General features: G+C 45.8%; 19 protein-coding genes. 17 read left to right on the top strand and 2 right to left on the bottom strand.

The window, feature by feature from the left end; all coding sequences use genetic code 11:
- Nucleotides 1-22: 22 nt before the first annotated feature.
- The 14 genes from pdxR to BLA28_RS01105 all read left to right on the top strand — a co-directional run bounded on the left by pdxR (nucleotide 23) and on the right by BLA28_RS01105 (nucleotide 17461).
- Nucleotides 23-1441: a MocR-like pyridoxine biosynthesis transcription factor PdxR gene (gene pdxR, locus BLA28_RS01170; protein WP_069155717.1), complete on the top strand. Its 1419-nt coding sequence runs from the start codon at nucleotides 23-25 to the stop codon at nucleotides 1439-1441.
- 31 nt (nucleotides 1442-1472) lie between these two features.
- A complete protein-coding gene (locus BLA28_RS01165) occupies nucleotides 1473-2843 on the top strand; it encodes an aldehyde dehydrogenase (RefSeq protein WP_069155716.1) in 1371 nt (456 codons plus the stop codon).
- A gap of 29 nt (nucleotides 2844-2872) precedes the next feature.
- A complete protein-coding gene (locus tag BLA28_RS01160; protein WP_069155715.1) occupies nucleotides 2873-3244 on the top strand; it encodes a DUF3783 domain-containing protein in 372 nt (123 codons plus the stop codon).
- 22 nt (nucleotides 3245-3266) lie between these two features.
- Nucleotides 3267-3587, top strand: coding sequence for a hypothetical protein (locus tag BLA28_RS01155; protein ID WP_069155714.1), 321 nt, complete (start codon nucleotides 3267-3269; stop codon nucleotides 3585-3587).
- 1080 nt (nucleotides 3588-4667) lie between these two features.
- Nucleotides 4668-5651 carry a LacI family DNA-binding transcriptional regulator gene (locus tag BLA28_RS01150; protein WP_044971407.1) on the top strand — a complete coding sequence of 328 codons (984 nt, stop codon included), beginning with the start codon at nucleotides 4668-4670 and terminating at the stop codon, nucleotides 5649-5651.
- Between the two features lie 541 nt (nucleotides 5652-6192).
- Nucleotides 6193-7551 (top strand): ABC transporter substrate-binding protein, encoded by a 1359-nt coding sequence (locus BLA28_RS01145; protein WP_069155713.1) that lies wholly within the window; start codon nucleotides 6193-6195, stop codon nucleotides 7549-7551.
- 176 nt (nucleotides 7552-7727) lie between these two features.
- A complete protein-coding gene (locus tag BLA28_RS01140; protein WP_009254406.1) occupies nucleotides 7728-8612 on the top strand; it encodes a carbohydrate ABC transporter permease in 885 nt (294 codons plus the stop codon).
- Complete coding sequence (locus tag BLA28_RS01135; RefSeq protein WP_025485514.1) at nucleotides 8612-9472, top strand: carbohydrate ABC transporter permease; 861 nt, start codon at nucleotides 8612-8614, stop codon at nucleotides 9470-9472. The genes BLA28_RS01140 and BLA28_RS01135 overlap by 1 nt, the downstream gene beginning before the upstream one ends.
- Before the next feature lie 128 nt (nucleotides 9473-9600).
- Complete coding sequence (locus BLA28_RS01130) at nucleotides 9601-10590, top strand: LacI family DNA-binding transcriptional regulator (RefSeq protein WP_009254404.1); 990 nt, start codon at nucleotides 9601-9603, stop codon at nucleotides 10588-10590.
- 179 nt (nucleotides 10591-10769) lie between these two features.
- Nucleotides 10770-12218, top strand: a complete 1449-nt coding sequence (gene gtfA, locus BLA28_RS01125; RefSeq protein ID WP_069155712.1) for a sucrose phosphorylase — start codon at nucleotides 10770-10772, stop codon at nucleotides 12216-12218.
- Nucleotides 12219-12518: 300 nt separating this feature from the next.
- On the top strand, nucleotides 12519-13553 hold the full coding sequence (locus BLA28_RS01120; protein ID WP_069155711.1) for a Gfo/Idh/MocA family oxidoreductase: 1035 nt from the start codon (nucleotides 12519-12521) through the stop codon (nucleotides 13551-13553).
- 4 nt (nucleotides 13554-13557) lie between these two features.
- Nucleotides 13558-14889: a hypothetical protein gene (locus BLA28_RS01115; protein WP_069155710.1), complete on the top strand. Its 1332-nt coding sequence runs from the start codon at nucleotides 13558-13560 to the stop codon at nucleotides 14887-14889.
- A gap of 26 nt (nucleotides 14890-14915) precedes the next feature.
- Nucleotides 14916-16436, top strand: coding sequence for a xylulokinase (locus tag BLA28_RS01110; protein WP_242880547.1), 1521 nt, complete (start codon nucleotides 14916-14918; stop codon nucleotides 16434-16436).
- Nucleotides 16424-17461: an alcohol dehydrogenase catalytic domain-containing protein gene (locus tag BLA28_RS01105; RefSeq protein ID WP_069155708.1), complete on the top strand. Its 1038-nt coding sequence runs from the start codon at nucleotides 16424-16426 to the stop codon at nucleotides 17459-17461. The genes BLA28_RS01110 and BLA28_RS01105 overlap by 13 nt, the downstream gene beginning before the upstream one ends.
- A 148-nt stretch (nucleotides 17462-17609) precedes the next feature.
- Here BLA28_RS01105 and BLA28_RS01100 read toward each other — a convergent pair whose 3' ends face one another.
- Nucleotides 17610-18323, bottom strand: a complete 714-nt coding sequence (locus BLA28_RS01100) for an SDR family NAD(P)-dependent oxidoreductase (protein WP_069155707.1) — start codon at nucleotides 18321-18323, stop codon at nucleotides 17610-17612.
- Nucleotides 18323-18790: a VOC family protein gene (locus BLA28_RS01095; protein WP_069155706.1), complete on the bottom strand. Its 468-nt coding sequence runs from the start codon at nucleotides 18788-18790 to the stop codon at nucleotides 18323-18325. Before BLA28_RS01095 ends, BLA28_RS01100 begins: the two co-directional genes overlap by 1 nt.
- Before the next feature lie 299 nt (nucleotides 18791-19089).
- Here BLA28_RS01095 and BLA28_RS01090 point away from each other — a divergent pair, with 299 nt between their 5' ends.
- The 3 genes from BLA28_RS01090 (at nucleotide 19090) to BLA28_RS01080 (ending at nucleotide 22255) form a co-directional block, all read left to right on the top strand.
- Complete coding sequence (locus BLA28_RS01090; protein ID WP_071698865.1) at nucleotides 19090-20493, top strand: ABC transporter substrate-binding protein; 1404 nt, start codon at nucleotides 19090-19092, stop codon at nucleotides 20491-20493.
- Between the two features lie 70 nt (nucleotides 20494-20563).
- The gene (locus BLA28_RS01085) at nucleotides 20564-21424 is read left to right on the top strand and encodes a carbohydrate ABC transporter permease (RefSeq protein ID WP_081329790.1); all 861 of its coding nucleotides are present in this window, start codon (nucleotides 20564-20566) and stop codon (nucleotides 21422-21424) included.
- A gap of 3 nt (nucleotides 21425-21427) precedes the next feature.
- Nucleotides 21428-22255, top strand: coding sequence for a carbohydrate ABC transporter permease (locus BLA28_RS01080; protein ID WP_069155703.1), 828 nt, complete (start codon nucleotides 21428-21430; stop codon nucleotides 22253-22255).
- The last annotated feature ends 4 nt before the right edge of the window (nucleotides 22256-22259 follow it).

Genomic DNA, 22259 nt, shown 5'->3' with positions numbered 1-22259 from the left:
GTTATGAAACAGGAAATAAATCATGAATGATTTGGCTATTCAGCTGTCGGATGACGGCGGCAAACATCTGTATGAACAGATATATGAATACATCAGAGATGAAATTAAGGAGGGGAAGCTTCTGGCAGGAGAGAAGCTTCCCTCCACGCGTTCCCTGGCGGAATATCTCCAGGTGGCGCGCAGTACGGTGGAGCTGGCATACGGGCAGCTGCTGTCGGAAGGTTACATCGAATCCTCCGCGTACAGAGGCTATTATATAAGCCGGGTGGAAGAACTCTACCAGATTATGACGGATATGTCGCAAAAAGAAGAGGAAGCTGCCGGGACAGGTATTCCCTCCAAAGAAGGGGCAGGAAAGAACTATGCCTATGATTTTTCCCCGAATGCCATAGATATGAGTGTGTTCCCTTTCGGCACCTGGCGGAAAATCACGAGAGAGATACTCAGTGGTGACAGAAAAGAACTGTTTGCCCTGGGAGAACCACGGGGTGATGCGGACTTCCGACGGACAATATGCAGGTACCTCCATTCCTCCAGAGGAGTGAATGCCTCTCCGGAACAGATCATTGTCGGAGCGGGTAATGATTACCTGCTGCTGCTTCTTCAATATATTCTGGGAAAGGATATCTGTGTGGCATTTGAAAATCCGTCTTACCGGAGGGCTTATCGTATTTTTTCTTCCTTCGCGGCCCGAACGGTGACGGTCCCGGTGGATGAAAGCGGGATTTCCGTAAAGGATCTTGCCGGGAGCGGGGCGGATGCAGCCTATGTCATGCCTTCCCATCAGTATCCCACAGGGGTGGTGATGCCTATCGGAAGGCGGATGGAGCTTTTGAAGTGGGCGGCAGAAGAGAAAAACAGATATTTGATTGAGGACGACTATGACAGCGAATTCCGGTACCGGGGAAAGCCCGTGCCGTCTCTGCAGGCCTCTGATACGGCAGGAAAGGTGATTTATATAGGAACCTTTTCCAAGTCTGTCGCCCCGGCGATCCGTGTGAGTTATATGGTGCTGCCTCCCGCTCTGCTGAAGCGGTATGAAAAGGAATGTGCTTTTTTTTCCTCCACGGTGTCCCGTATCGATCAGACAGTGCTCAATGAATTCATACGAAGCGGGGCTTTTGAGCGTCACTTGAATAAAATGAGGAAGGTTTACAAAGAAAAGCACGATATTCTGCTGGAGGAGCTTCGTCCTTTTTTGAAAAAATACCGGCTCTCAGGCGAGCATGCCGGCCTTCACGTATTGCTCACTTCCAGGGAACCGGCGGATGAGGAGGCCCTTATCCGGAAAGCGGAGGAAAAAGGCGTACGTCTTTACGGCCTTCATGAAGCGGCGCTGGAGCCTGTCGGCCGGCCGGAAGCCACGGTGCTGCTGGGATACGCAGGGCTGGAAAAGGAAGAGATAAAAGCGGGGATTGCACTGCTGAAGGATGTGCTGTAGAGTGTAAACGTAAAAGAAAGGAGAGGATTTCATGGAAATAGATAAACTGGTACAAAGGCAGCATGATTTTTACCGTACGGGACGGACGAAGGATACGGCGTTTCGAATCGCATCCCTGCAGAAGCTGGCGGATACCATAGAAAAGTATGAGGCGGAAATCGGAGAAGCACTGAAGGCGGACTTGCATAAGTCTGTTTTTGAAGGATTTATGACAGAGGTGGGACTTACCTTAAGCGAAATCCGTTTTCTGATAAAGCATACTGCCGTCTGGAACCGTCCGAAAAAGGTGCGTACCCCTCTGGCGCAATTCCATGCCAAAAGCTATATTGTGCAGGAACCCTATGGCGTGGCGCTGGTGATGTCTCCCTGGAATTATCCTTTCATGCTCTCCCTTGAGCCTGCGGCAGGAGCCATTGCCGCGGGGAACTGCTGCATCATCAAGCCCTCGGCTTATGCGCCTGCGACCTCTGCCATCCTGAAAAAGATCATAGAGGAAGCCTTTCCCGCGGAATATGTGGCTGTTGTGGAAGGCGGAAGACAGGAAAACACACAGCTGCTGGAGCAGGAATTTGATTATATTTTCTTTACCGGAAGCGTATCGGTAGGCCGGCTGGTGATGGAGAAGGCTGCGGCCCATCTGACTCCGGTCACGTTGGAGCTGGGAGGGAAAAGCCCCTGCATTGTGGAGAGGGATGCGAAGCTTTCCCTTGCGGCGAAGCGGCTTGTTTTCGGAAAATTCCTGAACAGCGGCCAGACCTGTGTGGCGCCGGATTACTGTTTTGTACATGAGGCGGTAAAGGACGAGTTTATCGGATATCTGGAAAAATGGATCGATAAAATGATCGGAAAACAGCCCTTCAGCAATCCGGATTATCCGAAGATGATCAATGAAAAACACTATGACAGGGTGCTGGGGCTCATAAAGGGCGAAAACGTAGTTACGGGCGGCTGCGGCAAACGGGAAACGCTGCAGATTGCACCCACGGTCTTAAAGGACGTGGCCCCGGATGCTCCTGTGATGCAGGAAGAAATTTTCGGCCCCGTGCTTCCTGTGCTCACCTATCGTGATATCAGTGAGGTGGAGCGGTTTGTGGCCGACAGACCGAAGCCCCTTGCCCTTTACCTGTTTACCGGAAGCCGGGAAACGGCAGATCGGATTACAGAGAACCTTTCCTTCGGCGGAGGCTGTATCAATGACACGATAATCCATCTTGCTACGTCACAGATGGGCTTCGGCGGTGTCGGCGCAAGCGGCATGGGCTCCTATCATGGAAAAAAGAGCTTTGAAACCTTCAGCCACGCGAAATCAATTGTGAATAAATCGACGTGGATGGATCTGCCCATCCGGTATATGCCTTATACGAAAGGGAAAGAGAAGCTTCTCAGGAAGTTTTTGAAGTAGTGGGAAAAACAGCGTGAAAGGATAAGATAATGGGAAAAAAGGTTTTATTATATGAGTTTAAGGGAATACGTCTGGGACAGGTGCATAAGGCCCTGGAAAAGCTGCCCTTTGAAATCCGGGTGGTGGAAAGACAGGAGTATTGGATGACCCTGGGATACCTGGCGGGACTGGAAGGAAGCCCTGCCCTGGGGAAGCGTTATGACGGTCCGGGGATGGAACAGGAGATGGTGGTATTCTCCGGTTTCGTGGGGGATGACATTGACAAGACGCTGAAGGCATTCCGGGAAAATGGACTGGCCGGAGTCGGGCTGAAGGCGGTTTTGACGGAAACCAACAAAAACTGGAATTCTCTGCAGCTGTTTGAGGAACTGAAGAAGGAGCATGCACAGATGCAGCATTAATTTTTTATAGAGCATTATTTAGTTGAAAATATACCTTGCGGCGTTTGATGAAAATGTAAATGTGAGATTTGTGAAAGACGAGGCAGTGTTATTTGCAAAGGTAGCATTTGATATGACAACAAAAGAGGATCGAATCAGAACTTGCTATATGCAGGCATGTTTAGCGTATGTTAACTATGAAGCAATTAATAATACAACTATTCGAAATTTGTTTGGTCTGTCCATAAAAGAGAGTTATAAAGCTTCCAGAATTATTAAGGATGCAGTAGAAGCACAATTACTTCGGCCGCTTGATGATACAACAGCTCCTCGGTATATGAAATATATTCCGTATTGGGCATGATTTAACTTGCGTTAACTTGCGAATGCTTATATGAAGTTAAATTTTGAAATTGTGAATAGGCTAATTACTGTTAGTTTAGGGAGATATTTAGCAATTTTCATTGATATATAATATTTTAGCTGATTCTATTCATAAAATATAACTTGCAATAATTTGCATTGTAAATGATGTATATCATAACGTTGTGTAAACTTTTTCATGGGAACGCGCTGTCTATCACATAGACAATGCCCCATTCCGGTTTACCGGCTGCAGATGGATAAAAAAAGGAGGAAGCCCCCTATCTGGATATCGGTATCAGCAGCCTGTACGATACGCACAAGGATCCCGGTGAGCAGTATGAAAGACTGAGATTGGAATCGTATCAAATGAAAAATCATATATAACAAACGGTTGACATATATTGCTTCATAAAATCTTTGCTGGCAATGATCACAAAAAAAGCTGGAAATCAAAGCTTTTCATGGCATTGAATTATAAAAGGGTAAAAAGGGATTCGGAAAAAAAACTATATTTTTCCTGAATCCCTTCTGCATTTTGTGTATATTAACGATTTGTATATCAACCGGTTGACATATTGGGATTGCCGTGATATTATCAAAGTACAGTAAGACAACCCCCCCCAATAAAAAACACCGTTGTCTGTTGCGACAGACTTGCAGAACACTCTTTCCCCCTCCCTTTTCTTTGTGTCTGCAGGGTTTCAGGCTTCGGTACCCCCCCCTTTTTATATATGAAATATTTGTCTTACTGTGATATGTCCCCTTCTGATATCTTCTCCCCCGAAGATATCATCACCATAAAATGAGGGGCGCTCCGAAGGATACAGCTGAAAGAACGCCCCTATCCCTTCAAGTATAACGCCCGGATGAGTCAGAAAATGACTTATCCGGCTTTTTTATTACTGCGGCAGAATTTTAATAAATGCTTTCATAATAATTGTAAAAATGCAGACTGCCGGCTTTTCCCAAAATGTCCTATTGAATAATGAGTATCCATTCTGTAAAATGAGTTATGATGTAGAACAGGTTATCACTTTTCAGCACGTTATTAATATGAAACGTAAAACCGGAGGCAATGATGGCAACACTGAAAGATGTGGCAAAAGAGACCGGGCTGACTGTCAGTACGGTGTCCCGGGTATTGAATAATCGGGGGTATATCAGCAGCAATACAAGGGAAAAGGTTTATGATGCCATGAAAAGGCTGAATTATCAGCCCAATGAGCTGGCACGTTCCCTTTCCAAACAGACAACCAATACCATAGGTGTAATCGTTCCTCATATCGATCATCCTTATTTTGCCAGGCTGCTGAGCAGTCTGGAAACAGCGGCTTACCAAAACGGATACAAGCTTCTGCTTTTTAATTCCAGGGAAAGGGATGAAAAAGAGGATGAATATATGGAGATGTGCAAAGCCAGCCGTGTAGCGGGGATTATTCTCTGCAGCGGCAGTGTGGAAACCGAACGCTTCCGTGATCTGAATGTGCCGCTGGTGACTATTGAGCGTTTCCTGGAGTACGGAACCTCCGCTGTCGAGTGCGATAACCGCCAGGGAGGCCGTTTGGCGGCACAGCACCTTCTGGAATGCGGATGCACTAATGTGATTTATCTGAGCGGCGAAAATGCGGTATCCATGCCCGCGGACGACAGGGCGCTGGGATTTATGGAACTCTGCGGGCAGGAAGGGCTGCATTGCCTGGATCCGGGGAAGGAAATTGATGCCAGGCTGTATGCGTCGCTGGATTATCATGCTTATATTGAAAAAATTCTGACGGAGTTTCCGGAGATTGACGGAATTTTTGCCAGCAGTGACGTCATTGCCGCTCAGGTTATCCAGATCTGCAGCAAAAGAGGAATAAAGATACCGGAGCAGATACGGCTGGTAGGCTTTGATGACAGCAGTATTGCTTCTCTTACGACGCCGGGAATTACCACGATCCGCCAGCCGGTGAGAGAAATGGCCGAGATGGCCGTGCGGATGCTCATCCGGGCGGAAAGAAAGGAAATCGTACCAAACCGGACAACCTTGCCGGTTACTTTGATTCGGCGCGAAACTACCTGATATCATGTTAGTTTTTAAGAACGGTGGCTATATCGTATGATATTATGCAAAAAGGCGGCATTTCTGCCGCCTTTTTGCACGGTCTGATTTCTGAAAGCATATCTTTTTTATCTCATGTATTTTCCATGAACCGGAATCAAGAACACTATTGTCTATTTTGTGCAGGATAAGAAACAGAAGAGGAAGGAAGGTGGTAATCTGGTATCCTTGTGAAAAGACGGTATATAACCTGAAAAATAATAAGAAAATAGTGAATCGATTCACAAAATAATGCAAAAATATTATAAAATAAGTTATGAATCGTTTTAAATTTTCAATATGCACAAATATTTGTATTGGTTTTATATGGTGATTTCCAAAAACATAATTTTTATACAAAAAATATAAAAAAACATGTTGACAATTACAGACAGCGGTGTTATTGTTTAATTACAAAATGAAACGATTCAAGTTCATGCAGGACACATCATCACCAGTAATGAACATAGGTAATCCATTAGCTGCCGGATAGAGGGCAGCACAATTTCAAGGAGGAATGAAGATGAAGAAGAAATTACTCAGTGCAGTTCTTTCCGTTGCCATGATAGCTACGGTGCTTGCAGGATGCGGCGGAAGCGGGGCTTCCACATCACAGACAGGAGCGGCAGGGGAGAGCACGGCAGCAGCGGCTGCAGAGGAAGGAAGCTCAGCGGCTTCCGCAGCAACATCCACAGATGGTGTGAAGATTACGGTACTGAATACCAAGAGTGAGATCCAGACACAGTGGGAAGAACTGGCGGCAGAGTACAAGGATATCACCGGCGTAGACGTAGAGGTTTCCGTAACCGTAGGCGACTCACCTTCCCAGGATATTACCAAGAGATATGCTTCCGGTGAAGTTCCCACCATTTTCATGGGAGACATTCAGGACATCATCATGCTGGATGAATACGCACTTGACCTTTCCAATGAAGACTGGGCGAAAGACGGCGGCAGCGATTACGGCTGCAATTACAACGGAAGACTGATTGGTTTCCCTTTCTGTATTGAAGCCCGCGGACTTATGTATAATAAGACGGCAATCGAAGCGGCTGCAGGCGAAACCTTTGACCCCACATCCATTAAATCCCTGGATGACCTGACAGCTCTTCTTGACAAGCTGGTTGCAGGCGGAATGGAAACACCGGTGGCCCTGAATATGGAAGACTGGTCTCTGGGCGGACATTACCTCACTCAGGTATATGAAGAGCAGGACGGAACCCTGGAAGGAACAACCGCATTCCTTGACGGCCTGAAAGCAGGAACCGAAGATTTAAAGAGCAATGCAAGATGGAATTCCCTGATGGATACTTTTGATGTATTGATGAAATACAACATGAATGCCGGGGACCCTCTGGCAGCAGATTACAACAATAACGCAGTTTCCCTGGCTGAAGGAGATATCGCATTCTGGTTCAACGGAAACTGGGCATGGGCGGAAATGTCAGATTTTGCAGTAGATGGAAGTGAATACGGCATCATGCCGGTTGCACAGCCCGACAGTTCTAACGGAGCAGTGGATAAGCTGGCAGGCGGCGCAAGCAAGTACTGCATGATTGATACCAAATTCAACAGTGAAGCACAGCAGCAGGCAGCCAAAGATTTTCTGAACTGGCTTGTATATGATGAAAAAGGACAGGATTTCCTTGTAAATAAGTGCAGCCTTGTTCCTGCATTTTCCAACATCACCCTTGAAGTAACCAATCCCATGGGGCTTTCCGTACAGAGCTATGCAAATGAAGGCAACCTGATTCCCGGATATCCGGAATACCCCGGAGACCACTGGAAAGAAATGGGCGCCGAAATGCAGAAATATCTGGGAGGCCAGGAAACAAGAGACCAGCTGGCTGACAATATTGCGGCATACTGGCAGGCACAGTAATACATTCTTATATTAGTTGAAATATGGCTGAAAACAAGGGGCCGGATCTGAAAGGGTCCGGCTCTTTGAGCGAGAAAGCGTGAAAACAGACAATGGTTTTCAACCGTGGATTCAGGCCTGCAGAAGCGGGCAGCCTGGTGAGTCAGGCAGCTTACTAAGGTAAGCAGGAGGTAGAAATGCAGAATCAAAATAAGTTTCATTACAAAGCAATGATGTTCTTAAGCTTTGCAGGTCCTGCTGTTATTTTGTTTTCAGCAGTTGTCATTGTCCCATTTATTTTCGGACTTTATCTTACGTTTACGGGCTGGGATGGTATTTCCAGCAGCATTCCCTTCGTAGGGTTTGAAAATTATCTGTCACTGTTCAAGGATACAAGCTTCTGGATTTCCCTGGGAAGAACGATCCTGTACGCGGTCATCGCCGTTATCCTGGCCAATGTGGTGGCGTTCGCGCTGGCCTATCTGGTAACGAGCAAGATTAAAGGAAGCAATTTCTTCCGTGCGGCGTTTTTTACGCCCAATCTGATTGGCGGTATCGTTCTTGGTTATATCTGGCAGTTCGTTTTCAAACAGGCAATCCTTGTTATCGGGAAAGCCACAGGAATCAGCCTGTTTTCCACGTCCTGGCTGTCCGATCCTTTCAAAGCCTTCTGGGCATTGATCATCGTTACGGTATGGCAGCTTTCCGGCTATCTGATGCTGATTTATATCGCAGGCCTGATGGGCGTTTCCGATGATTTAAAGGAAGCCGCCAAGATTGACGGCTGTGACGAGAAAAAAACCACACGCTATATCACCCTTCCCATGATGGCGGGAACCTTCACAATCTGCTTTTTCCTGGCTATCACAAGGGCATTTGTAACCTATGATGTGAACATATCCCTGACAGAAGGAGGCCCCTTCGGTTCCACGACCCTGGCAGCCATGTACGTATATAATATGGCGTTCTCATCCAAGAAATACGGACTCGGCCAGGCGGAGGCGCTGATACTGTTCCTGGTAATCGCCGTAATTGCCGTTACCCAGGCGTTCATAGGAAAGAGTAAGGAGGTAGAAGCATAATGGATCTGAATACAAAAGGATTTATTAAGAAAAAAGTCTCTTTTGCGTTAAAAATGATAGTGCTTGTCATCTGCTTTATCATTTATATGTTCCCTTTTGTTATGGTTGTAATCAACTCCTTCAAAACAAAAAGAGATATTATTAAGGAACCTCTTTCCCTGATCGGAACCAACGGCGCGTCTGTGGCCAATTATGTGGAAGCCTTTACCAAGATGAATTTCCCCAGGACGTTTATGAACTCCCTTTGTGTTACCGGTATCAGCGTTCTGCTTATCATCGTCGTTTCCTCTATGTGCGCTTATATTTTCGTGCGTACGGATTATAAGCTGAATAAGATATTCTTTTCCCTGATGATAGCTTCCATGGTTATTCCTTTCCAGGTAATCATGATTCCGCTGGTATCTATCTATGGCGGACAGCTTCATCTGCTCAACCACAGAATGACGCTGATACTGATGCACGTTGGTTTTTCAACGGCCATGTCGGTATTCATGTATCACGGCTTTATCAAGAGCAGCATACCGCTGTCCCTGGAGGAAGCGGCGAGGCTGGACGGGTGCTCCAGGCATCAGACCTTTTTCAGGATTGTGCTCCCTCTGCTTAAGCCGACAACGGCAACGCTGGTTATCCTGTATGCCATGGGGCTTTGGAACGATTTCCTTCTCCCTTCCCTGGTTCTTACCAAAAAAGAACTGTATACGCTTCCCATCGCAACACAGATGTTCTACGGAACCTATTCATCGGATCTGGGACTGATTATGGCATCCCTGATCATGGTGGTGATTCCGGTTATTATCCTTTACCTGTTCCTGCAGAAATATATTATTGCAGGTGTGGTTGCCGGTGCAGTGAAGTCCTGATTATGTCATAAATTTAAAAAAATAAGGAATTGCAGATTGCCATTACCGTGACAGCAGGGTATCATGAGGGGAAGAAAACAAAAAAGGATTGACAAATCCCTTTTCAGATTCACCGGGAGGTAGAGAGAATGGTAACGATTAAAGATGTTGCGGCAGATGCCGGCGTATCGGTAGGAACAGTATCCAAGGTACTGAACAATATGTATGTGAAGGCTGATAACAGACGCAGGGTGGAGGAATCTATCCACAAGCTGGGATATCAGGTGAATACGTATGCCAGAGGGCTGAAGGCGCAGCAGACCTTTACGGTAGCGATTATTGTACCGGATTTAATCAATCCTTTCTTTGCCCTTTTGGTAAATTATGTGGAGCAGGTGCTGGCGGCTGTGGGCTATAAGCTGCTGGTCTGCAATTCCCACTGTAATGCGGACAGAGAACTGGCCTATATCAATATGGCCAAACAGAATAAGGTGGATGGTTTGATCGCCGTAACCTACAGTAATACGGATGAATATCTGGAAGCAGATATGCCCTTTGTGTCCATAGACAGGCATTTTAAGCATCAGATATGCTGCGTATCCAGTGACAATGAAATGGGAGGCCGCCTTGCGGCTGAAAAATTTATAAGCACCGGATGCAGAAATGTAATTTATATCCGTAATGGATCCAATTTGGAGGGCGAGACCCTCAAGAGAGGAAAAGCTTTTGTAGATACCTGTATGCAGGGCGGAGTTGAGGCTACCCGTATGGATTTCGGAGAGGAAACAACCCTGTCCAAGCAGCAGATGAATAAAATTATCAGTTTCCTGGAGCAGTGTGTGAAAAACGGTTCTATGATGTATGACGGCATTTTTACCAGTTCCGACGTACATGCTATTGTGGTTTTAAAACAGCTGACGGAAATGGGAATCCGGGTGCCCGAGGATGTACAGATCATCGGCTATGACGGGATGCGGATCCTGAACGTGGGTGATTATCCGGTATCGAGCATCGCCCAGCCTGTGAAGGAAATGGCGGTGACCTGTGTGGACACGCTGATAAAGCTCATAGAAAAAAAGCCTGTGGAAAGGCGTATTATCCTGCCGGTAACCTTTGTGGAGGGCGGGACGACAAGATAAGCCGGATGCAGACACAATGCGGGGGACCGCGCCCGTGACGCGGCGGTTGTGGAATGCAGAGATGCCAGCCTTTCCGGAGAGTTGTGGGAGCTTGCTTCCCTTTGGAAATCGTAAAGAAAGATGATAGATTTTATTTTATATAAATGACAGTGTCTGAATTCAGAAAGGCGGTAGTAAAAATGAAAACGTTAGAAAACAAGTGTATGTTAATTACCTATTCCGACTCCATGGGACATAATCTCATGGATTTGGAAAGGGTACTTTCCACATATTTCAAAGATGCGGTAGGCGGTGTTCATATTCTCCCTTTTTTCCCTTCTTCCGGAGACAGGGGCTTTGCACCCATGGATTATACCCGGGTGGATCCTGCGTTCGGGGGATGGGAAGATGTGGAAAAGCTTGCGGATAAATATTATCTGATGTTCGATTATATGATCAATCACATCTCCGCACAAAGCGAATATTATAAAGATTTCCTGGAGAAAAAGGATGCTTCCCGCTATCGCGATCTGTTTATCCGTTATAAAGATTTCTGGGAGGGCGGGGAACCTACACAGGAGCAGGTAGATGTGATTTATAAGAGAAAACCGAGAGCCCCTTATGTGGACGCTCACTTCGCGGACGGGACCGTGGAAAAGGTATGGTGCACCTTCGATGAGGAGCAGATCGATATTAACTGCAAATCAGAAACCGCAAAAGAATTTATCAGGGATAACCTCACAGGGATGTGCAGGCACGGCGCGGCAATGATCCGCCTGGATGCCTTTGCGTACGCTACCAAGAAAGCCGGCACCAGCTGTTTCTTTATCGAGCCGGATATCTGGGATCTGCTGGATGAATGTACGGAAATCCTGAAGCCCTATCATGTGGAAATCCTTCCGGAAATCCATGAGCATTATACCATGCAGAAAAAGATCGAGGAAAAAGGCTATTATGTCTATGACTTCGCCCTTCCCATGCTTCTGATTAACGCCCTGTATTACGGCCAGACCGGATATCTGAAAAGCTGGCTGGAAATCTGTCCCAGAAAGCAGTTTACCACACTGGATACCCATGACGGGATCGGCGTGGTAGACGTTAAGGATCTGCTTCCCGATGAGGAAATCAACAGGACGAAAGAGGATATTTTCAAATACGGCGCAAACGTAAAGAAGATTTATAATACGGCTGCTTACAATAACCTGGATATTTATCAGGTGAATTGTACTTATTATTCCGCGCTGGGAGACGACGACAAGGCATATCTTCTGGCAAGGGCGGTCCAGTTCTTCGCACCGGGCATCCCTCAGGTATATTACGTGGGGCTTATGGCGGGAAAGAACGATCTGAAGCTTCTGGAAGAGACCAAGGTGGGCAGGAATATCAACCGCCATTATTATACGGAAGAAGAGATTGCGGAAGAAGTGAAGCGGCCCGTGGTAGAGAAGCTGATAAAGCTGATGGAATTCAGGAATTCCTTCCCCGCTTTTGATGACAGCTTTGAAATGCAGGACTGTGAGGACGGCAGACTTGTCATTGTGAGAAAGAGCAATGGATATACGGCGCAGCTGGATGCGGATTTTAGGACAAAGGAATTCGTGGTTTATACGACAACGCCGGATGGAGAAAAAAATAAGCTGGTATTTTAGTTTACAGCTTAATAAACAATAATAGAAAACAGATTCATGACGGACTTCAGATGTTTTAAAATCGCTCCGGATATACGACTGAAATACAGAGTATATCCGGGGCTTTTTTTGTCGTACCGATTTCTTTTGGCACAGGTAATATTCAGCACACTGTAAATTCGCAGTTTTATAGAATTATCCCGTATCTCCTTTTCACTTCATCTAATAAAGACTATTAAAAGATAAAAAACAACAACAAATATTGACAAAAACAACAATAAAGAATAACATTAGAAATATAAACGATAACAGGAGGGTTATATGGAGGAGAAAATAAGAGTGGGGCTGATTGGAGCCGGAAGGGCCGGTATGATTCATGCCAGAAATATGGCCTGCAGAGTGCAGGGGGCACAGGTCGTATGTGTTTCAGATGCGGAGGAAAGCAATGCACGCAGTGCGGCACAGGAATTCGGCTGTGAGTATGCTGCTGATTACCGTACGCTTCTGGAACGTTCTGATATTGATGCCGTAATTATTGCGGTGCCTACGAAATACCATCGCCGGATTGTGGTTGAAGCGGCCGGGTATAAAAAACATATTTTCTGTGAGAAGCCTATGGCTATGAATGTACGGGAATGTGAGGATATGATACGGGCAGCGGAACAAAACCATGTAATACTGCAGATTGGATTTATGAGAAGATTCGACGAGAGCTTCAGACGGGCAAAAGAGATAGTGGAAACCGGAAGTATCGGTGAAGTTGTTATGGTAAAATCGCTCACGCATGGTCCGAGCACACCTCATGAATGGATGTATGATATCGCAAAGAGCAATGGACCGCTGGCGGAAGTCAACAGTCATGATATTGATACTCTCCGGTGGCTTACAGGTGCTGAAGTGCTGAGCGTCTATGCACTTGCAGGAAATTTCCGCTGTGGAAAGGTAAGGGAGGATTACCCGGATTTCTATGACAGTGTGCTGATGAGCGTACGAATGGATAATGGCATGATAGGCTGCATAGACGGTGCCCAGGGAGTGGAATATGGGTATGATGCCAGAGTTGATATTATGGGGACGAAAGGCCTCATTACAATAGGGGATTTAAAGGGGAAATCCACAATTACATATACAAAGTCAGGCGGCTTTCAGGGAGATGTGGTAAAGAGCTGGATGGATCTTTTTTCAGAAGCGTATATCAGAGAGGATCAGAGCTTTATTCAGAGTATTCTGGAAAATAGAGCGCCGGATGTAAGCGGCTGGGATGGAATGATGGCGGTAGATGTGGTTCGGGCCGGAAATGAATCAATCCGTACGGGAAATATTGTCTGGCTGAACGGTAAACAGGGAAAGGGGTAAGGAAATGAAGGCGAGACTGGTACCATTGCAGTTTGAAGAAATGAACGAACGGGAACAGGATGAATTCAGGGAACAGATGAAGCTGCTCACAGAGATGTATGCTGATGTTGCACAGTTTGAAGAGCCCGTTAAAGTAGGGGAAGAAATGCCGGAAGGGGCGGATGCGGCTGTATTCCCTCTGCTGATTTTCGCAGCATACAGACATGATGAGCAATTGTTATCCTGCAGCCTGCCCATGATCATTCTTACCAGTGAATATGGAACGATTGAAATGTGGGATTGGGAGATCGCTACCTATCTGCGCCAGCTTGGATGCAGGGTATTTACCCCTTACAGTGTGGATATGGCAAAAACAATAATGCGGGCTTTTGCTGTAAAAAGAAAGCTTGCAGACGGTGCCAAATTTTTGATGTTCCAGGATACACCCGGAGAGGGAAAACAAGCTAATATTTTTAAAAAGTTTTATTGGTGGGAGAAGCAAAGCACCGATAAAATGGAAGAAACTTTTGGATGCAGGGTGGTATACAAAAGTTGGAAGGAACTCAATGAAAGAGCATCGGAAATCAGTTATGAAAAGGCGGCCGAAATAAGCGCGGATTGGGAAATCTGCCGGGAAGGGGTATCGGACGACAGTTTCTACCGTGCGGTCAGGATATATCTGGCAGTAAAAGATGTAATGGAAGAAGTGGGTGATGTGGAAGGAGTGGGGGCCAACTGCCTGAATGAGTCTTTCTGCAGTGACACAACTCCCTGCCTGGCATGGAATATGTTGTTTGAAAGAGATCATATTATCTGGGCCTGTGAAGGAGATACTCTTACGATGCTGTCTACATACATCATTTACGGAAGTCTGGAACAACCGGTAATGATGACAAATCTGTATCCCTTTTTGATGGGAATGGCGGCCCTTGCCCATGAGAAAATAGATCACTTTCCGGATATGGAGGAACCGGACAAATATGCACTTGGAGTGCATTGCGGTTATTTTGGTTTTGCTCCGAGAGCATTCTGCAGCCAGTGGACCCTCCGGCCCAAAGTATTGGAAATCGTGGATGAACATGCATGTATGATAGACTGCAGGATGAAAGAAGGACCTGTGACATTGGCAAAAATTTATCCTGGTTTCAGAAAAATTTCATTGATACAGGCTCAGCTGGAAACCTATGTACAGTATCCCGGATCGGACTGCAGAAACGGCGCTTTGATCCGCTGGCAGGATGGATACAGGGTAATGGAAGAATTGTGCTCTCATCATTCCCTTATTGTTGCCGGAAATGTAATTCCCCTGCTCCGGCAGGTGGCCGCTGTATTTGACTGGGAAGTCGTACAGATGTAATGCTGGCGCATGGGGAGGAATGCCGGGTGGACAGATATTTGATAAGTATTGATATAGGAACGCAGGGAACCAAAGCGGCTCTGCTGGATGAGCAGCTTCAGGTGATCGGCACTTCCTTTGAAGCTTCCCGTTTGTTAGGAGAAAAGGCCGGGGAAATATGGCAGGAACCTGATGAAATTTATGGTTCCTGTGTGCGTACTGTCAGGAATTTGATGGATAAAACCGGGGCGTCCCCATCTTGCGTGGAAGCAATAGGAGTTGACAGTCAGATGGCCGGGATCATGGGGATAGATAAAGAGGGAGAAGCATCCACCTGTTATGATTCCTGGCTGGATACACGCTGCAGCAGCTACATAAAGCTTTTGGAAAGTGAGGCTGGTGATGAGATTCTCACATGCAGCGGAGGACCGGTTACCGGCAGCCATGCTGCCAAAATACTCTGGTGGAAGCATCAGCGTCCGCAGCAGTATGAGAAGACGGCGGCATTTGTGCTTCCGCATGGCTATGTGACAGGAAAGATGGTCGGAAATAAGGCGGATAAGGCGGTATTTGATCATACCTGCCTGCATTTCAATAATTTCAGCGACAATGAGAAAAAGCAGTGGAATGAAGGACTGATGACGCATTTCGGGATAGAAAGCGAAAAATTGCCCAGGATAGTATCTCCCTTTGAGATAATTGGTACTACAACAGAGCGTTTCGCTAAAGAAGCCGACCTGATTTCAGGTATTCCGGTAACTGCCGGTCTGGGGGATTCGGCGGCAAGTACTTTTGGATCAGGTATGTTTGAAACGGGAATGCTTTTGGACTGTGCGGGAACGGCATCCATTCTGTGCAGCGTGGTGGACGCATATGTACCCGATCGGAAAAACAAAACTCTGGTTATGATGAGAAGTCCCATGGAAGGCTTATGGCTGCCGTTATCTTATATTGCAGGAGGCGGGCTGTGTATCCGGTGGCTGAGAGATCAGCTTACAGGGGAACCGGCAATGAGCTATGAGGAACTGGAAGAGATGGCGCGGAGAATACCGGCCGGCTGTAATGGCCTTTTGTTTAATCCTCACTTTTCAGGAAGAGTGCTTCCTCCTGAACCGGGAATGAAAGGGGCCTTCCTGGGGTTGGATTTTAATCATACAAAAGCGGATATGTACAGAGCCGTATTGGAAAGCATTGCCTGTGAATATGCCATTTATCTGGAGATTTTAAGGGATTTGTTTCATAAGGAAAATTTTGAAAAGCTGAATGTGGTGGGGGGAGGTTCCAAATCAAGGCTGCTTAATCAAATTAAGGCGGATGTGCTGGAAATCCAGGTTCAGACCTGTGAAACGGGGGAAACGGCTCTGATAGGAAGCGCGGCAGTGGCCGGAGCAGCGGTGGGATTGCTGAAGGATTATAAAGGGAAGATAAAGTCTGCAATTGCAGGGAAAGACTGTTATATTCCCGAACCACATAACAGTGAGATCTATCGTAAGAAAATAATACGGCACCGGCAGATGCTTAAAATGCTGTCCGGATGGAAAGAGGAGATGGAAATATGCGGGCTTTAAGACTGTTTGGGGCAGGAGATATCAGGTTGGTGGAGATACCCGAGCCCCAAATTACAGAGGAAGAAATTCTGCTTAAAACGGATGCTGCCGCTGTTTGCGGAACGGATATCAGAATGTGGAAAAATGGACACAAAGGAGTGGATGCAGAACATCCGCTTACACTTGGACATGAATTTTCGGGAACTATAGTCGAAACAGGAAGTAAAGTCCCTTTCTACAAAAAAGGCATGAAGGTGGCCATGCAGCCTAATATCGGCTGCGGAATCTGCGACAGGTGTGTGTCGGGAGCCTTTCATCTTTGCGAGAGCTATAAGGCCTTCGGAATCAATATGGACGGTGCATTTGCAGAATATGTCAGGATACCTGCCGAGGCAGTGATACGGGGGAATCTGATGGTGCTGCCGGAAGGAGTTACGCCGCAGGAGGCAGCTGTGGTAGAACCTCTTTCCTGTGCTTATAATGGCTTTACCAAATGTCATGTAAAGCCCGGAGAAAGGGCTATGGTGGTGGGTGCGGGAGCGATCGGCATGTGCCATGCCATGCTGCTGCATATGGCAGGAGCCCGTGTTCTTGTGAATGATATCCAGGAGGAAAGGCTGGCATATTGTAAGAGTATTTTCCCGTTTATTGATACCTATACCGGCGGAGAGCTTCCGGAATATGTCAGAGACTGGACGGGCGGAAGAGGTCTGGATGTGGCGGTCGTTGCCTGTCCGGCTCCTCAGGCGCAGGCAATGATGCCGGAATTGATGAATATTGGAGGACGGATTAACTTTTTTGGGGGGCTTCCGGCGGAAAAGGAGCCTGTGCCTATTGATACAAATCAGGTACATTATAAGGAATTATACCTAACGGGATCCACGCGGTCCAGTATTGCACAATTCAGAAAAACCATGGAATTTGTGGCGGAAAATCTTCTGAACGTAAAATTACTGATAACGGATTGTTATTCTCTGGAGGAAGCAATGACGGCATTTGATAAGGCTGCCAGGGCACAGGGGATTAAACATGTTTTTCGATTTTAAGAAAATCGGGAATTGAGATATGATTGCGGAGCCGGTACCTTTGCAGTTAAAAATAACAGGGTATCCCCAAAGCTGAAAACGGCTTGGGGAATACCCTGTTATTTTATAAGAAATCAGAGGAATCCGTACAGGTTAACGCAGTGGAAAATCACCAGTTCAGAGGATTTTTCTGATAATCAAGATACATTACTTCCGGAGGGATCTGAGCGGGGTGCAGAGTTATGTCCATAATCGCATCAGCCGCTTCTTCAGGGGACAGTGAGGTAGGGCTTAACAGCGCTCCTTCCCCGCCCATATCTGTTTTCATCCATCCGGGGTGGTAACAGAAAACCCGTACCCCCTTTTCTGCAAATTGGTTGGAGAAGATTTTGGAAGCCATGTTGAAAGCGGACTTGGACATACTGTAGCCATATTCAGCGGTGCGTACGCAGTCTCCCACACTGCCGGATTCGGAGGTGACATTCATTACGACTGTACCGGATTTAAGCAGGGAAACTGCATTTTTAAGAACGCGCAGCGGGCCTAATGCATTCACATTATAAAGAAGCATACAGCGGTCGATGTCTGTCTGTACCAAAGGGACACGGTCGGAGGGAAAGAAAATCCCGGCTATGTTATAAATGATGTCAAGGGATGTTCCCCGGTCTGCCAGTTCCTGCATGGCAGCAGTTACTTCATCTGTTTTTCCTAGGTCACACTGTTTGACGGTAAGTGAAGTTGGGAAAGAATGCTGCAGAGCGGTAAGCTCCTCTGTAATAGTATGTTCCAGGACATATAGCTGATCACCGATTTCCAGATGTTTTTTTGTAACATGCAGGCCCAGTCCTTTACCGGATCCGGTAACTAATACAAAACGCTTCATCAGGAAAGTACCTCCTGTTCTTTTTCAAGCAGCTCAAGAACTACATTCATAGAATCAGATGCATCAAGATAGGCATAACGGCCTCCCGGAAAATCACCGCGCTGGATAGAAGGAATGCCGAGCTCTTCGCAGTCGTCAATGCATTTATCCATATTTTTTACAGCGAAGGAAATGTGATGGATACCAGGGCCATTTTTTTCCAGGCACTCTTTCCAATATGAGGGGACGTCTCCGACAGGCTGTATCAATTCCAGCTCGATGTTTTCAAAATTAAAACATACCTGATAAATACGGCCCTCGAGCGGTTCCCCGCGATAAACAGCGTGTGTCTGTGCATAACCATCAGACTGACTGATCTGCTGACTGGGAAGGCCCAGAAATTTTTCCCAGGCGGTTTTTGCCGTCTGGATATCTTCGGTAAGTATACCGATCTGGGTGATTATTCGTTTGCGAAATGTTTTTTGCATAAAGACTAACCCCTTTCTCTTCGTGAAAAGTACAAAAGAAAATGATAAACTGCTGTTTCATATAGAGTATAACCCAACTAAAAACAATAATCAATAATAAAAGATAATAAACAATAAATGTAAACAAGAAAAAGTACACAAAAAAGCAATGGCGAATTTGGATAAAACATAGGAAATGTTGAAATATATAAAAAATAAATTGAAAAAAGGAAAATATATGATACAATAAAAAGCAAGAAACGATAACAAAAGATAAAATACGAAAACAAAGCGTTTCTAAAAAAGAAGGAGGTATTTTTATGAAAAGGCAGTTAAAAAAAGTGACATCAGTCTGTCTGGGGGCTATATTGGCAGCATCTCTTACGGCCTGCGGCGGAAATTCCGCGCAGCAGGAACCTGCAGTGAGTGCGCCGGTACAGAATGAACAGACAGCTGAAGAACAGAAAGCAACAGAGAGTATGGAAAGCCAGGCATCGGCGGATGAGCAGGAAAGCCTCTGGGATTTATCTGGTGAGATAACAATTACGGCATGGAATTCTTCCTATACGGCAATCGTTGAAGGTGCGGATCGTTTTATGGAAATGCATCCGGAGGCGAAAATTACTGTGGAACAGGTGGCAGATAATACCAAGCTGTTTACACAGCTTACAACAGGAACCGGGGTTCCGGATATCATGCAGTTCCAGAACAGAGATGACCTGACTGCTTTTGACAAATATGCCGGTTCTTTCCTGGATATTTCGGATCTTATGGCCAAATATGAAAAGGATCTGGTGCCCGCGGTAATTCCTCTTTTGAAGGATGGGGATACATGGCTGGCTGCACCCTGGGATGTGGCTCCAGCCATGTTGTTTTACAGGACAGATATCTTTGAAGAATGCGGTGTGAATCCGGAAGATATCAAGACCTGGGATGATTATATTGAGGCAGGTAAGGTAATCAACGAGAAAACAAACGGAAAAACTAAGATCATGGGATTTGATTATAATGGAACAAGCAGTTTTGATATGCCCTTGATTATTTTTTACGAACAGGGCGGCTCTTTCTTTGATGAAAGCGGGAACGTACAGTTTAACAGCGATGCAGTTACCACCGCTTTTGGTATCTTCCAGAAAATGATAGATGAAGATATCGCCATGAATCTGCCCAACGAATGGACAGACAGAATTACCGCTCTCGCAAATGACAGTCTCTGTACGGTTCCTTATGGTGTATGGTTTGCAGGAACACTGAAAGAGAATCTGGCGGATCAGGCAGGAAAATGGTCCTGCATACCACTGCCTGCAGTGGAAGAAGGCGGAAATAATCAGGTGAATTCAGGCGGTTCTACTGTGATGGTTTCCTCATCTACGAAATATCCGGAGCTTTGTAAAGGATTTATCGAATGGTTTTTCTTATCTACGGAAGGCAGCAGAATAAATATGGAAGTATCCACATTGTTTGATGCTTATATGCCGGCTTATACGGATGAGTCCTATACAAAAACAGATGAGTATTTCGGAATGTCTCCGGCTGCACTGGCGGCACAGTTATGCGAAGAGATACCGGATCTTCCTTTCCCGGCATACTTTACAGACATTGGACAGATTTTCCAGTCTGATGCCGTAGGCCCGGTATTTGTTGATGGCAAAGATATGGATTCTGTGCTGACAGAAGCAACAGATAAAGCACAAAAACAGCTTGAATTCCTGAGAAACGAATAAGGCGGTTGAATGACTGCAGGTGGCGGTACGCAGGTACCGTCACCTGCCGGTATAGGGAAGGTGGATATATATGAGTTATAAACTGAAAATGAAATTGGCTCCCTGGTGCTTCATTACCCCGTTCCTGATTGTTTTTGTCCTGTTTGCAGTATATCCGGTTTTGTATTCTATAGTGCTGAGTTTTGGAACCTATAAAGGAGGAACGGTAAATTTTTCGGGGATTAAAAATTATATGTTCCTTCTGTCGGATAAATCTTTTTTTCAGTCAATATTAAATACATTTAAAATAGGCATCATTCAGGTCCCTATTATGATTTTTCTTGCCATGGTACTGGCCTGCTTTCTGAATTCCAAGATGGTGAAGGGAAAGGGATTTTTCAGAATGGCAATCTTTATTCCGGTTCTGATTGATGCGGTAAGTTACTCTGTTATTTTTTCCCTGTTATTTAACGACCAGGGATTTGTGAACAGCATAATTGGAAAATTAGGATTTACCCCAACATCCTGGTACATAAATCCATGGCTGGCTACTATGATGATTGTAATTGCACAGACCTGGAAATGGACCGGGTATAATACTATCATTGTGTTGTCGGGGCTTCAGAATATTCCGGGTGAATTATATGAAGCGGCAGCAATCGATGGAGCAAGCCGTATCCAGCAGTTTTTTTCCATTACAATCCCTTTGCTGAAAAATATGATCATTCTGGTGATGGTTACAAGTGTGAACGGAGCGGTGCAAATGTTTACCGAACCAAACATTATTACTCATGGAGGACCTACCGGAAGTACGACGACGGTAATGCTGTACCTGTATAATATGGGATTTAAGAATTTTAATTTTGGAATTGCGTGTGCGGGTTCCTATGTAGTGGTTTTTATAGTTGTTATACTGACAATGATACAGATGCGTGCAGGAAAGGAGAAATAAGAGATGAAGAAGATAAAGATACCGGTCATTCTTTCTTATGTGGTACTGATTCTCTGCGTGATCGTCGCGCTGTTTCCCTATCTGTGGACATTTCTTGCCGCTACGCATACCAATTCACAGGTTTTTAATTTTGCCTATTCCTTCAGGCTGGGCACCAATATTGTACAGAACTATAAAGATCTGCTGGAGGTGCTTCCCATTTGGAATAACCTGTTCAGCTCTATATTTATTGCCGCTATATTTACCATTCTGGTGTTAATCATTGATGCAATGGCGGGATATGGGTTTGCCCAATATCAATTTAAGGGAAGAGATACTCTGTTTATGGTTTGCCTGGCGGCAATGATGATACCGGTTCAGGTACTTATGGTTCCGTTGTATATCCAGTTTTCGGGAATGAACATGATCGATTCCTATTGGTCTGTTATTTTGTCCGGATTGCCCGGGGCGTTCGGTGTATTCCTGATGAGGCAGTCCATGCTGTCCTATCCGAGGGAATTGATTGAAGCGGCCAGAATAGACGGGGCGGGTGAAAGCAGGATCTTTTTTACCATCGTGCTGCCGAACATGAAGCCGGCGCTGACTTCTCTGGGAATCCTGTCTTTTGTTAATCAATGGGGAAATTATTATGTACCCCTTGTACTCCTTAATTCAACGAAAAAATATACGGTGCCGGTAGCGATGGCTCTTCTGGCGCAGCCTAATTTTGATGTGAATTATGGGGCATTGATGCTGGGAGCATGTATGGCGGTTCTGCCTATTATGATTTTCTTTTTAATATTTCAAAAGAATTTTATTGATGGTATGATGGTAGGTGCAGTAAAAGGCTGATTTC

This window comes from Eisenbergiella tayi (assembly GCF_001881565.1).
GTDB classification, from domain to species: Bacteria; Bacillota; Clostridia; order Lachnospirales; family Lachnospiraceae; genus Eisenbergiella; species Eisenbergiella tayi.
This window is presented reverse-complemented; position numbering and strand designations above follow the sequence as displayed.